We start from the raw sequence: 11,957 nt of genomic DNA, 5'->3' as shown, positions 1-11,957 counted from the left end.
ATAGAGGTGATGGAGGGCACACCCGAGAAATCCGCCCCCGCCGACCTCGCGACCGATCGCACCCTGGTGGCGGCGTTCCGTCGTGGCGACGCGGATGCCTTCCAGACCCTCTTCCACCGGCACGTGCCCGCGGTGCACGCGCTGATCCACTCGCAGCTCGCCGATGAGAACCACGTCGACGAGGTGCTGCAGGAGGTCTTCACCTTCGCGTGGGAAAGACTCGACGAGAACCGGATGCCCGGGGGCTCCGCCCTGCCGTGGATGCTCTCGATCGGTCAGGAGCAGATCGCCAACGCCAACCGCATCCACGCCGCCGCGCGCGCGTCGACCCGCCCCACGGCGCTGGCCGTCCCCGCCCGAGCGCCTCTCACCGAGATCGACCCTGTTGCGAAGCAGGCCCTGACCGCTACGCTCGAAGCCGCGGTCGCCCGCCTCGACGCGGTCGACCAGGAGATCGTCTGCCAGTGCCTGGTGCACGGGCTGACGTACAAGGAGGCCGTGCGGAAGGTGCGGCCGAACGGAGGCATGATCCGGGAGTGGCTGCTGCGCCGTCGCGGTGGAGCGACGTTCTGAGGGGGGCCGGCGATGGCTGACGTCGACGAGCACTACTACGCCGCCCAGTTCGCGGAGATCCGCAGGCGGATCTCGCTCAGAGATGCCGCTCAGCGCCGGCGCTCGCGCATCGTGACCCTCGCCGGCAGCACGCTCGCCGCCGTGCTGCTCACCGGCGGCGCACTCGCCGTGGTGCAGGCCACAGACATCGAGAAGACGGCATCGGTCTGCTTTCAGGCGGCCGACACGTCCGCGTCGTCGATCGAGGTGTCCGCTGCTCCCACGGAGGGAGTCATGGGAGCACTGCCGTCGATGGCGGACCGCGTGACGTCCGCCGAGATCCAGTGCGCGGCGTCCTGGCGGCTCGGGGAGTTCAGCAGGACAGACGGCCGCGTGCCCGAGCTGTTCACGTGCGTGCTGGCCGACGGCCGCCTCGGAGTGTTCCCCGACGAGGGCGACGCCGACTGCCTCGCCCTGCGCCTGGCTCAGCCCTGACGCTTCGGCGGGCTCAGCGACCCAACGCCCGTCACCACTTCCCGTGGCGGCGGGACCAGGCATCCTCGATCGTCATCGGGCGCGCGATCACGATTCCCGCCGGCACGGCGGCCACCAGCAGCACGACCATCATCAGCAGCGGGACCTGCCATCCTCCCGTCGCGCCGTGCAGCACGCCGAAGAGGATCGGGAAGATCGCGGCGAAGCCGTAGCCCACGCTCTGCACGAAACCGCTCAGCGCGACGGCGCTCTCGTGTGTACGGGCACGGATGCTGAGCAGCGCCAGGCTCATCGGGAACATGATGCCGGTCAGACCGTAGAGCACGACCCAGCCGTACAGGAACGGCTGCGGAGCGAGCACCAGTCCGAGCAGGCCGGCGACACCGGTCACCACCGCGGTGACCAGCAGCACCGGCGTCGCCCAGGCGTACTTCACCGTGAGACCGGGGACGACCAGCGAGCAGGGCAGCGCCATCACCGAGAAGAGCCCGAGCAGGAACCCGGCCTCGGCCGCGGACACGCCGCCGATGTCCACGAGCACCTGCGGCAGCCATCCGAAGGTGACGTACGCCATCGATGCGGAGACGCCGAAGACGAAGGTCATCGCCCACGCCAGCGGCAGCCGTGGCAGGCGGCTCAGGATGCGGGAATCCGCCGGCGCGACGACGACAGGGCCGGTGACGGACTCGAGCTCGCGATCGGCGCCTTCGTCTCGTCGCTCCGCGACTCGCTCAGGATCCGCGGAGCGAGACGAAGGACGGTCCCGCAGCATCAGCACGATCCACGGGATCATCGACGCCACGGCGAACACGGCCCACTCGGCGAGCGACACGCGCCAGCCCGCGGCATCCGCCACCGGCACCGCGACCAGCGGTGGCAGGAACGTCGACGCGGCCATCGCGACCGAGTACACGGTCATCATCAGGCCGAGCCGGTCGGGGAAGTACTTCTTGACCAGCGGGGGCAGCAGGATGTTGCCGGTGCCGACCCCCGCGAACACCACCGCCGTCGCGGCGATCAGCGTGACCGAGTCCACCGCGAAGCCGCGCGCCACCAGCCCCAGCGTGATCAGCGCCGTGGCGATGACGGTCAGTCGTTCCAGCCCGAGTCGTTGCTCCGCCCAGGGTGTCGCCAGTCCGAACAGGGCATAGCAGACCGGCGGTGCCGCCCCGATCAGGCCGAGCACCACCGGCGGCACGGGGAAGTCCGCCGCGATCAGGTCGACGACCGGCGAGAGCGAGGCCACCGCCGACCGCAGCGAGAAAGCCAGCAGCACGATGCCGAGCACCGCGAGCGCGCGCCCCTGCCAGAGAGGGCGCACCGCCGGCGATGCGCCCGACGTCACGAGGTCTGCGACCTCTCCACCCAGTCCAGGTACTCCTCGGTGACCGTGCCGGTCACGTAGCGACCGTCGAAGCAGCTCATGTCGAGGTCGACCAGGTCGGTGCCCTCGGTGATCGCCGCCCTGAGGTCGTCGACCTCCTGGAAGACGATGTGGTCGCAGCCCAGCTCCTCGGCGATCTCCGGGATCGTGCGGCCGTGCGCGACGAGCTCGTGCTTCGAGGGCATGTTGATGCCGTACACGTGCGGGTAGCGCACCGGGGGCGCGGCCGACGCGAATGTGACCGACAGTGCACCGGCATCCCGCGCCATCTGGATGATCTGCTTGCTCGTCGTGCCTCGGACGATCGAGTCGTCGATGAGCAGCACGTTCTTGCCCTGGAACTCGGTCGACATGGCGTTCAGCTTCTGCCGCACGCTCTTCTTGCGCACCGCCTGGCCGGGCATGATGAACGTGCGACCCACGTAGCGGTTCTTGTAGAAGCCCTCGCGGTACTCGATGCCGAGCTTGCGGGCGACCTCCATCGCCGCCGGGCGCGACGAGTCGGGGATCGGCATGACCACGTCGATCTTCTCGCGCGGCACGTGCTTGGCGATCGTGTCGGCGAGCTTCTCACCCATCCGCAGCCGCGACTCGTACACCGAGACGCCGTTCATCACGGAGTCGGGACGAGCCAGGTACACGTACTCGAACGCGCACGGCGTGAGCACGGGATTCTCCGCGCACTGCTTCGAGAACAGCTCGCCGTCGTTGCTGATGAACACGGCTTCGCCGGGAGCCACCTCCCGCACGATCTCGTAGTCGGCGTTCTCGAGCACCAGCGACTCGCTGGTGACGACCCACTCGTCCGAGTCGCCCGGGTCGGCCGTGGTGCGACGGCCCAGGATCAGCGGACGGATGCCGAACGGGTCGCGGAAGGCCAGCAGGCCGTAGCCGGCGATGATCGCGATCACGGCGTAGGCGCCCTCGATGCGCTTGTGCGTGTTCGCCACGGCCTCGAAGATGCGCTCCGGGTCGAGATCGACCGGGGACGTGGTGGTCTGCAGCTCGTGCGCGAGCACGTTCAGCAGCAGCTCGGTGTCGCTCGAGGAGTTCAGGTGGCGGCGGTCGCGCTGCTCCATCTCGGCGGTCAGCTCACGCGTGTTGGTGAGGTTGCCGTTGTGGATGAGCACGATGCCGTACGGCGAGTTCACGTAGAAGGGCTGCGCCTCCTCCTCGCTCGACGCGGTGCCCTTCGTCGCGTAGCGCACGTGCCCGAGGCCGACGCTGCCCAGCAGCGAGCGCATGTCGCGGGTGCGGAACGCCTCGCGCACCATCCCCTGCGCCTTCGCCATGTGCATGACGCCGGTCGACTCCGCGGTGGCGATGCCCGTGGCATCCTGCCCGCGGTGCTGCAGCAGCAGGAGAGCGTCGTAGATGTCCTGGTTGACCGGGCCGTTGCCGACCATTCCGACGATGCCGCACATGGGGTGTTACTTCGCTCCGTCCCGGTAGCCGCCCACCAGGCGCACCGCTCCGCCGTCGACGCCCTTGGCGCCCTGTTCGAATCCTTCGCCGGGGACGGCGCCGATGTGCACCGTGCCTGCCTTCCAGGCGGCGATGCCCTGTGCCTCGATCGCCGCGATCGCGGCATCCGCCTGCGCACCGTCGACGATCGCGAGGAAGCCGATTCCCAGGTTCCAGGTGCCCTCGGTCTGCTCCAGCGGGGTGCCCGCGATGTCCGCCAGCACGCGGAACACCGGGTCGGGCGACCACGTCGCGCGGTCGACCTCGGCCCAGCTGCCCTGCGGCAGCACGCGGGCGAGGTTGGCCGCGATGCCCCCGCCCGTGACGTGGCTGAGGGAGTGCACGGCGCCGGGAAGCAGGTCGATGAGCTTCAGCAGCGGCAGCGTGTAGAGGCGCGTCGGCTCGAGGAGCGCCTCGCCCCAGGTGGCGCCGAGGTCGGCCGCCTGGTCCTGGTAGCCAATGCCTGCGCCGGTGAGGATGTGCCGCACCAGCGAGAAGCCGTTGGAATGCAGACCGCTCGAGGCCAGGGCGATGACGGCGTCGCCGTCGCGCACGAGCTCGGCACCGAGCACGGCGTCCTTCTCGACGACGCCGGTGGCGGCGCCCGCGACATCGTAATCGTCCGGGCCGAGGAGACCCGGGTGCTCGGCGGTCTCGCCGCCGACCAGCGCGGTGCCCGTCGCCGTGCAGGCATCCGCGATACCGCGCACGATGTCGGCGATGCGGTTCGGCACGACCTTGCCGCACGCGATGTAGTCGGTCATGAACAGCGGCTTCGCACCGACCACGACGATGTCGTCCACGACCATGCCGACCAGGTCCTGCCCGATCGTGTCGTGCTTGTCGATCGCCTGCGCGATCGCGACCTTCGTGCCGACGCCGTCGGTCGAGGTCGCGAGCAGCGGATGCCGGTAGTCGCGCAGTGCGCTGGCGTCGAAGAGGCCCGCGAATCCGCCGACGCCCCCGAGCACTTCCGGTCCGTGCGTCGCGCGCACGGAGGACTTCATGAGTTCGACGGCCAGATCGCCGGCAGCGGTGTCGACGCCTGCTGCTGCGTAGGGATTGGTGGTGGAGTCTGCCACCAGGACAGCCTACCGGCTCCGAGATGGGTGATGTCCGGGCGTCCACCCAGCCTGAGCGGCCGGAAAGAGTCGGTCGGAGGGGACGGATGCGGCAGATCTTGACCCCGCGGGAAAGGTGTCTCCTACGATGGGGGCCATGAGCGAGAAGCCGCAGTGGCTGATCCGCGAGGACGCGGGCACCCCGGTGCTGATCGCGCTCGCACTGCGGCAGCTGCTCGGCGTGCGCGAACCGGAGGAGATACCCGCACTGCGCGGTCTCGAGGTGCGCGCACCGGATGCCGCGGATGCCAGCGATGCGGTCGAGGAGCAGTGGCGTTCGTACTGGGACATGACCGTCGAGCCGCGCGCGCATCGCAGCGACGTGCCACTGGAGCTGGTCGACGGGTTCGACACCATGGTCGCCCTGCCGGCATCCGGCGCCGACGAGCTGCGCGCGGCGATCGCGCCGCACGCAGCGACGGCGCTGCAGTTCGCACACGACGCCCACAAACGCTACGTCGCGACGGTGAACTCGTCCGGCGACTCGTACCGGGCCTACGCCAGCGCGATCGCGGAGTTCGAGCGCGAGGTCGGGAGGAGGGCCCACTCGTTCGAGCTGAACGTACAGGTGCTGCCGCTCTCGCAGCGCGGGATCTGGTGGATCGGCGCTCTGACGGTGGCCGTCACCGACGGGCTGCGCCGCGACGTCGTCGCGTTCGACTCGGCGATCAGACCGGTGATCGGGGAGCTGGCTTAGGAACCTGCTGCACCGTCTGCCGCGTGAACCACCTGCCGTCGAGCGAACCACACATCGACGCCGGTGACCGGTGAGGTCGACGGCGACGGGTTCAGCCGGGCGTGCACGCGGCGATCAGCGCACGGCTCGGCGAGCAGACTCAGGCCTCGGGCGTGATGACGCGCTCGTGCTGCACCTGCACGACGCGGGCGTGCTTGCTCGCGCTGCGGTCGAGCATCAGCGCGACGACGCCGCCGAGCGCGATGCCGATCGGCACCGTCCACAGCAGCATGAAGCCGAACACCTGCCCCGCGGGGTAGGCCACCCCGGCGGCCTCGGACGGCTCGTAGCTGCCGACCGCGGTGAGGATCAGCGCGACGATGACGCCGAGCACGGCGCCCAGCCCCATGAACACGCCGTAGCGCGGCACAGGACGGACCCTCGCCTCGACGGTCTCACGGGATGCGTTGCGTGCCATGCATCCATTGTCCCACGGTCCGGATATGCACTCGTCGTCAGCGCACGATGATGCCGGCATCCTCCGCATGACCCGAACATTGCGGGCCCGCCGTCGCGGACTACGGACGCAGCGGGAGGAGCGCCTCGATGTCGGCGCGGATGCCGGATGCCGCGACGCGGCCGGCGGCCACAGCGTCCGCCCACTGCTCGGCGCCGGTCGCCACGGCGATCCAGGTGGCGGCATCCATCTCGACGACGTTCGGCGGCGTGCCGCGGGTATGACGCGGCCCCTGCACGACCTGTACGGCGCCGAACGGCGGCACGCGCACCTCGACGCTGTTGCCCGGCGCCTTCTCATCGAGCAGCTGCAGCAGGTAGCGCACCGCCGTCGCGATCTGCGGGCGGGCGGCCTCGCCGTTCGCGACCGCGGCGAGCGCGGCGCGTCCGTCGGCGGTGTCGATCCTGCGTGCGGCCATGCTGTTCAGCGTACGCGCGGGGGAACACTCATTCTTCCCGATGCTCCGGTCTCAACAGATGCGCGTACCCCGCCGACGACCCACAATGAGTGAGACCGGAACCGGGGAGGCTTCAAGCCCCTACTGCTCCGGTCTCAACAGATGCGGGTACCCCGGGCCGACGACCCACAACGAGTGAGACCGGAACCGGGGAGGCTTGTGCCCGGGAACGAGCCGCGACGCCCCGGCGGGCATAGGCTCGACAGGTGACTTCGCAGAAGACGGTTACCGGGGCCCGCGCCGAGCTCATCGCCGCCGCCGAGCACGGTGCCGGCTGGGCGGCGAGGTATCCGCAGAACATCGGGCGCGCGCACCCGGCATCCGTCCTCATGCTGTTCGGACGACTGGACGACATCCCCGCGGCGTCGGATGAGACGACCGTCGCCGCAGACCTCGATGTGCTGCTGCAGCGGCGCGCGGCGACGCTGTCGTCGCATCCGGGGCAGGTGTCGTTCCCCGGCGGCAGACGCGAGGCGCAGGATGCCGACGCGATCGCGACGGCGCTGCGCGAGGCGCAGGAGGAGACCGGACTCGACCCCGCCGGAGTAGAGATTCTCGCCACGCTGCCCGAGCTGCCGCTCGCGGCGAGCAGTCACGTCGTCACACCAGTGCTCGCCTGGTGGCGGGCGCCGTCACGGGTCGCCGCTGTCGACCATCGCGAAACCGTCGAGGTGTTCCGCGTCCCGGTCGCGCACCTGCTCGATCCCGCGACGCGCTACACCTCGGTGCTCAGCCGCGACGGGTTCACGTTCCGCGGCCCGGCGTTCGACCTGGACGGCACGATCGTGTGGGGCTTCACCGCGATGGTGCTCGACGGCCTGTTCGACGCCGCAGGCTGGACCCTCCCCTGGGACGCCGCAGACGAGCGGCCGATCGAGCTCTGACGCACGGGAGGACGCCTCCGGACCCCGCCGGTAGGCTGACGGCATGAAGATCCTCGTCCTCGGCTCCGGTGCACGTGAGCACGCGATCATCCTCTCCCTGCGCTCCGAGGACACTCCGCACGAGATCTACGCGGCATCCGGCAACGCCGGCATCGCGCAGGACGCCACGCTCGTCGACCTGGACATGTTGAACGGCTCGGCCGTCGAGCAGTTCGCCAACGAGCACGGCATCGATCTGGTCGTGGTCGGGCCGGAGGCTCCGCTGGTCGCCGGCGTCGCCGACGTGCTGCGCGAGCGCGGCATCCCCGTGTTCGGCCCCGGAAAGGCGGCCGCGCAGATGGAGGGATCGAAGGCGTTCGCGAAGCGGATCATGGATGCCGCAGGCGTGCCGACCGGCCGTGCAGTCCGCGCCGCCACGGTGGCCGAGGTCGAGCAGGCGTTCGACGACCTGGGCGCCCCGCACGTAGTCAAGGCCGACGGCCTCGCCGCAGGCAAGGGCGTCATCGTGACCGGCGACCGCGCCGAGGCACTCGCGCACGCCGAGCACTACCTGCCGCACGGCCCGGTGCTGATCGAGGAGTTCCTGTCGGGCGAAGAGGTCTCGCTGTTCTTCCTCAGCGACGGCGACACCGTGCGCGCACTGAGCCCTGCGCAGGACTTCAAGCGCGCCTATGACGGCGATGCGGGCCCGAACACCGGCGGCATGGGCGCGTACTCGCCGCTGCCGTGGCTGGACGAGCGGTTCGGCGGCGAGGAGGCGTTCGTCGCCCAGGTCACCGAGGACGTCGCGCTGCCCGTCATCCGCCAGCTCGACGCCGAGGGCACCCCGTTCATCGGGCTGCTCTACGCCGGCCTCATCCTCACCGATGCCGGTGTGAAGGTCATCGAGTTCAACGCGCGCTTCGGCGACCCCGAGACCCAGGTCGTGCTGCCTCGGCTGCGCACGCCGCTGTCGCGGCTGCTGCTGGCCGCGGCATCCGGCACCCTCGAGAACGAGCCGCAGCCGGCGTTCTCCGACGACGTCGCGATCACCGTCGTGCTCGCGAGCGAGGGCTACCCCGAGGCGCCGCAGACCGGTCGCCTTCTCGAGGGGCTCGCGGATGCCGCGGCTGTCGACGGCGTTCGCCTCGTGCACGCCGCGACGGCGGGCCCGGATGCCCCGGGCGGAGCCCTCGTGGCATCCGGCGGCCGCGTCCTCAACGTCGTCGCCACGGCGGCGGACTTCGGCACCGCCCGTTCCCGCGCCTACGACGCCCTGGGCCGGATCACGCTCGACGGCGGGCACTTCCGCCGCGACATCGCGGCCCGCGTCGCGGAGTAGCCGGGGCGCCCCGGCATCATCGCGGAGATCGGCGAGATCGCGGAGGCCCTGCTCGACATCGCTCCGGCATTCTGCTTTTCTCCGCGGAAGTGGAGTGCGCCGCGCCGAATCCCGCGTCGGGGTCAGCGGCCCGTCCGCTCGTTCCGTGGCATCCGCCTCGGCGGGTCAGCGGCGCCCTTCTCGCCGGCGCCCCGTACGCGGAAGACAGAGGGCTACAGCGCGACCCAGTACCGGCGCAGCAGGGGGTGACCGTTCTCGCTGGCGTCGATGACGTCCTGCAGCACACCGCCGGCGCCCTCGATCGTGCGGAACGAACCGGGGTTGTCGTCGTCGCAGGTGATCATGACCCGGTCGTAGCCGTCCGCGCGTGCCTTCTCGAGCACCATCGCGAGCGCCGTCTTCACGATGCCCTCTCGGCGGCGCGACGGGCGCACGGAGTACCCGATGTGCCCGCCGACCCGGCGCAGGAAGTCGTTCAGCTCGCGGCGGAAGGCGATGAAGCCGACGACCTCGTCGCCGTCGGTGATCCAGTAGTAGTCGCAGGGCACGTGACCGTCGGGCAGCTCGGCACCACGACGCCCGTACAGCTCCGCCATCGCGACGAACGACTCGGCCGCCGTCCGGTCCGGCGTCATGCCGTCGCTGAGTCCGGCGCCGTCGATGTGCGCGCCGCCGAACTCGGTGACGGCAGCGGCCCAGGAATCGGCGAGATCAAGCGAGGGGGACGAGAGTGCGATGGCCATCCTCCATCTCACCATGCCGTGCGACCTCAGCCGCGGCGGACGAAGAACCGCAGCATCCCGGAGAAATGCAGAATGTCGGAGAGATTCCCGGGGAACCCTCCGACATTCTGCATTTCTCCGCCGCGCTGCGCCATTGCGCTGCGCGCCAGCGCGCTCAGCGCAGCTGGTCCTCCGGCTTCGGCGTGTACTTGCCGAGGAACAGTGATGCCACGAGTGCGACCACCATGATCGCGGCGGGCAGCAGCATGGTCTGCGCCATGCCGGTGGAGAACCCCTCGGCGACGAAGTCGGGCAGCTGGCCACCTCCGCCGATCCCGCCCGGCGCCTGATCCAGTCCGGGCAGGTTCGCCTCGAGGCGCGCCTGCATGAACGCGGCGATCGCCGACGAGCCGACGACCGACCCGATCGTGCGCGTGGTGTTGTAGATGCCCGCGCCGGCGCCGGCCTGGCGCGGAGGGAGGCGCCGCGTCGCCGTGGTGGCCAGCGGGCCCCACATACCGGCGTTGCCGATGCCCATCAGCGCGGAAGGCAGCAGGAACATCCAGATCGGAGAGTCCACGTTCATCAGCGAGGCGTTCCAGAGCAGACCACCGGCCACGCAGAGCAGTCCGGGGATGAGGATGAGACGCGGGTCGACCTTGTCGAGCAGCGACCCCGCGAACGGTGCGAGCACACCCGAGATGACCGCCATCGGCACCATCAGCAGAGCGGCCTCTGTCGGGGTCAGCCCACGTGCCAGCTGCAGGAAGAACATGAACGGCAGTGACATGCCGGTCACCGTGAAACCGACCGCCGCGATCGCGACGTTCGACGCCGAGAAGTTGCGGTCGTTGAACAGGCCGAGCGGCACCAGCGGCTCGCTCTTGGTCTTCCACTGCTGCAGCACGAACACGATCAGCAGGACGACGCCGGCGGCGATCAGCCCCCACACCGTGACCGGACCCCAGATCGGGCCCCAGTCGTACTTCTCGCCCTCCTGCAGGCCGAACACGATGAGGAACAGTGCGGCGGCGCTGAGCACCACGCCGACGTAGTCGAAGCGGTGCGGATGCGTCTTCAGCCGCGGCACGAGGATGACGGCGAGCACGAAGCCGATGATGCCCACGGGCACGTTGATGAAGAAGATCCACTCCCAGCCGAGGCCGTCCACGAGGAATCCGCCGAGCAGCGGGCCCACGAGGGTGGCCACGCCGGCGGTCGCGCCCCAGAGGCCCATCGCCGCGCCGCGGCGCTCGGGCGGGAAGGTGCGGGTGATCACGGCCATGGTCTGCGGCGTCATGAACGCCGCGCCGAGGCCCTGCACCGCGCGGAACGCGATGAGCATCTCGAGGCTGGTCGACAGGCCGCAGGCCAGCGACGACAGCGTGAAGATGACCAGGCCGATGAGGTAGATGTTCTTCGGGCCGAAGCGGTCGCCGAGCCGACCGGTGATCAGCAGTGGCACCGCGTAGGCCAGCAGGTAGGCACTCGTGACCCACACGACGTTGTCGAGGTTGTTGGTGTCGGGGTCGAGAGCGGCCTTGATGGCGGGGTTCGCCACCGAGACGATCGTCGTGTCGACGAGGATCATGAAGAAGCCGATGACCAGCGCCCAGAGGGCGGGCCAGGGGCTGCGCGGCTTGTGCCCGACGGCGTAGGTGCCGGTCGTCGGCGCGCCGGAACGGGGAGCGGATGCCGCGGCATCCGCTCCGGGCGGAGTCGTGTCTGTCATTCGGATGCTGCCTTTCGCTGGGCCGCCTTGGCGGCGCGATGTTCGGTGGAGAGCTCGTCGTCTCCCCAGGCGTAGGAGGCGTCCGCGAGCGAGTCGAGGAAGCCGTCGGTCCAGGTCAGTTCGGCGCGGAGCAGTGCCACGTGCCGGTCGGCCTCGATGAGGTACTGCCGCAGGACGCCGCGCTCGTGGGCGGTCGCCAGTGCGGCGTCGAGGGCGTCGGCCTCGGTGGCGAGCGCGGTCCGGCGCACACCGATCAGCTCGACCACCTCGGCTCTGGGCAGGTTGTGCGCCTCGGCGAGCGCGACCCGGAACTCGGGTGAGCGATCGGTGCGCGCGAGTCCGCCGCGCACCCACGCCTCGAGCACGTCGGATGCCGCGGGCTGAAGCGTGTAGGTCGTCCGCTCCGGCCGATTGCCGTCGCGATCCACACCCACCTCGGCGATGAGCCCCTCCCGTTCGAGACGCCCCACCGTGTGGTAGAACGTGCCGTTCGTCACCTTGACCATACGGTCGTCACGGCGCTGCCGCAGCAGGCGCATCATCTCGTACGGATGCATGTCGCCCTCGCGCAGCAGCGCGAGCACCATCACGCCCAGTGGCGTGAGCTTCACATCCGCGACCATATGCCCCAT

The 11,957-nt window shown here is 70.2% G+C and carries 13 protein-coding genes; 5 read left to right on the top strand and 8 right to left on the bottom strand.

Annotated features, from left to right (window positions below):
* Window positions 1-9 precede the first annotated feature (9 nt).
* Window positions 10-573 carry an RNA polymerase sigma factor gene (locus GON06_RS05590; RefSeq protein ID WP_157311293.1) on the top strand — a complete coding sequence of 188 codons (564 nt, stop codon included), beginning with the start codon at window positions 10-12 and terminating at the stop codon, window positions 571-573.
* Between the two features lie 12 nt (window positions 574-585).
* On the top strand, window positions 586-1,047 hold the full coding sequence (locus GON06_RS05585) for a hypothetical protein (RefSeq protein ID WP_157311292.1): 462 nt from the start codon (window positions 586-588) through the stop codon (window positions 1,045-1,047).
* Between the two features lie 31 nt (window positions 1,048-1,078).
* On the opposite strand, the gene GON06_RS05580 is transcribed toward GON06_RS05585, so the two are convergent.
* The 3 genes from GON06_RS05580 to purM are packed head-to-tail and all read right to left on the bottom strand — an operon-like array spanning window position 1,079 to window position 4,977.
* Complete coding sequence (locus GON06_RS05580; protein ID WP_332837183.1) at window positions 1,079-2,392, bottom strand: MFS transporter; 1,314 nt, start codon at window positions 2,390-2,392, stop codon at window positions 1,079-1,081.
* A complete protein-coding gene (gene purF, locus GON06_RS05575) occupies window positions 2,389-3,855 on the bottom strand; it encodes an amidophosphoribosyltransferase (protein WP_157311291.1) in 1,467 nt (488 codons plus the stop codon). Before purF ends, GON06_RS05580 begins: the two co-directional genes overlap by 4 nt.
* A gap of 6 nt (window positions 3,856-3,861) precedes the next feature.
* The gene (purM, locus tag GON06_RS05570) at window positions 3,862-4,977 is read right to left on the bottom strand and encodes a phosphoribosylformylglycinamidine cyclo-ligase (protein WP_332837182.1); all 1,116 of its coding nucleotides are present in this window, start codon (window positions 4,975-4,977) and stop codon (window positions 3,862-3,864) included.
* Between the two features lie 136 nt (window positions 4,978-5,113).
* On the opposite strand from purM, the gene GON06_RS05565 reads away from it, so the two are divergent.
* Entirely contained in the window at window positions 5,114-5,713 is a 600-nt protein-coding gene (locus GON06_RS05565; RefSeq protein WP_157311290.1) for a zinc-binding alcohol dehydrogenase, read from the top strand.
* A 139-nt stretch (window positions 5,714-5,852) separates the two neighbouring features.
* On the opposite strand, the gene GON06_RS05560 is transcribed toward GON06_RS05565, so the two are convergent.
* A complete protein-coding gene (locus tag GON06_RS05560) occupies window positions 5,853-6,170 on the bottom strand; it encodes a potassium transporter Trk (RefSeq protein ID WP_157311289.1) in 318 nt (105 codons plus the stop codon).
* A 100-nt stretch (window positions 6,171-6,270) separates the two neighbouring features.
* On the bottom strand, window positions 6,271-6,627 hold the full coding sequence (locus GON06_RS05555; RefSeq protein ID WP_157311288.1) for a sterol carrier family protein: 357 nt from the start codon (window positions 6,625-6,627) through the stop codon (window positions 6,271-6,273).
* A gap of 245 nt (window positions 6,628-6,872) precedes the next feature.
* Between GON06_RS05555 and GON06_RS05550 the strand changes: the two genes are divergently transcribed.
* Window positions 6,873-7,550 (top strand): NUDIX hydrolase, encoded by a 678-nt coding sequence (locus GON06_RS05550; RefSeq protein WP_332837181.1) that lies wholly within the window; start codon window positions 6,873-6,875, stop codon window positions 7,548-7,550.
* 43 nt (window positions 7,551-7,593) lie between these two features.
* On the top strand, window positions 7,594-8,871 hold the full coding sequence (gene purD, locus GON06_RS05545; protein ID WP_157311287.1) for a phosphoribosylamine--glycine ligase: 1,278 nt from the start codon (window positions 7,594-7,596) through the stop codon (window positions 8,869-8,871).
* A gap of 212 nt (window positions 8,872-9,083) precedes the next feature.
* On the opposite strand, the gene GON06_RS05540 is transcribed toward purD, so the two are convergent.
* The 3 genes from GON06_RS05540 to GON06_RS05530 all read right to left on the bottom strand — a co-directional run bounded on the left by GON06_RS05540 (window position 9,084) and on the right by GON06_RS05530 (window position 11,957).
* The gene (locus GON06_RS05540; RefSeq protein ID WP_157311286.1) at window positions 9,084-9,614 is read right to left on the bottom strand and encodes a GNAT family N-acetyltransferase; all 531 of its coding nucleotides are present in this window, start codon (window positions 9,612-9,614) and stop codon (window positions 9,084-9,086) included.
* Window positions 9,615-9,768: 154 nt separating this feature from the next.
* Window positions 9,769-11,325: an MFS transporter gene (locus GON06_RS05535; protein WP_157311285.1), complete on the bottom strand. Its 1,557-nt coding sequence runs from the start codon at window positions 11,323-11,325 to the stop codon at window positions 9,769-9,771.
* Window positions 11,322-11,957 carry a PadR family transcriptional regulator gene (locus tag GON06_RS05530; protein WP_232528173.1) on the bottom strand — a complete coding sequence of 212 codons (636 nt, stop codon included), beginning with the start codon at window positions 11,955-11,957 and terminating at the stop codon, window positions 11,322-11,324. Before GON06_RS05530 ends, GON06_RS05535 begins: the two co-directional genes overlap by 4 nt.

Origin of the sequence: Microbacterium sp. MAH-37 (assembly GCF_009758255.1) — a bacterium.
Classification (GTDB): Bacteria; Actinomycetota; Actinomycetes; order Actinomycetales; family Microbacteriaceae; genus Microbacterium.
The sequence above is the reverse complement of the archived record's forward strand: the minus strand, read 5'-3'. Positions and strand labels throughout refer to the sequence as shown.

Bases quoted from the DNA above. Each gene is read 5' to 3' on its own strand.
- GON06_RS05590 (WP_157311293.1), top strand. From the start codon at position 10: ATGGAGGGCACACCCGAGAAATCCGCCCCCGCCGACCTCGCGACCGAT.
- GON06_RS05585 (WP_157311292.1), top strand. From the start codon at position 586: ATGGCTGACGTCGACGAGCACTACTACGCCGCCCAGTTCGCGGAGATC.
- purF (WP_157311291.1), bottom strand. From the start codon at position 3,855: ATGTGCGGCATCGTCGGAATGGTCGGCAACGGCCCGGTCAACCAGGAC.
- GON06_RS05565 (WP_157311290.1), top strand. From the start codon at position 5,114: ATGAGCGAGAAGCCGCAGTGGCTGATCCGCGAGGACGCGGGCACCCCG.
- GON06_RS05560 (WP_157311289.1), bottom strand. From the start codon at position 6,170: ATGGCACGCAACGCATCCCGTGAGACCGTCGAGGCGAGGGTCCGTCCT.
- GON06_RS05555 (WP_157311288.1), bottom strand. From the start codon at position 6,627: ATGGCCGCACGCAGGATCGACACCGCCGACGGACGCGCCGCGCTCGCC.
- purD (WP_157311287.1), top strand. From the start codon at position 7,594: ATGAAGATCCTCGTCCTCGGCTCCGGTGCACGTGAGCACGCGATCATC.
- GON06_RS05540 (WP_157311286.1), bottom strand. From the start codon at position 9,614: ATGGCCATCGCACTCTCGTCCCCCTCGCTTGATCTCGCCGATTCCTGG.
- GON06_RS05535 (WP_157311285.1), bottom strand. From the start codon at position 11,325: ATGACAGACACGACTCCGCCCGGAGCGGATGCCGCGGCATCCGCTCCC.
- GON06_RS05530 (WP_232528173.1), bottom strand. From the start codon at position 11,957: ATGGGGCATATGGTCGCGGATGTGAAGCTCACGCCACTGGGCGTGATG.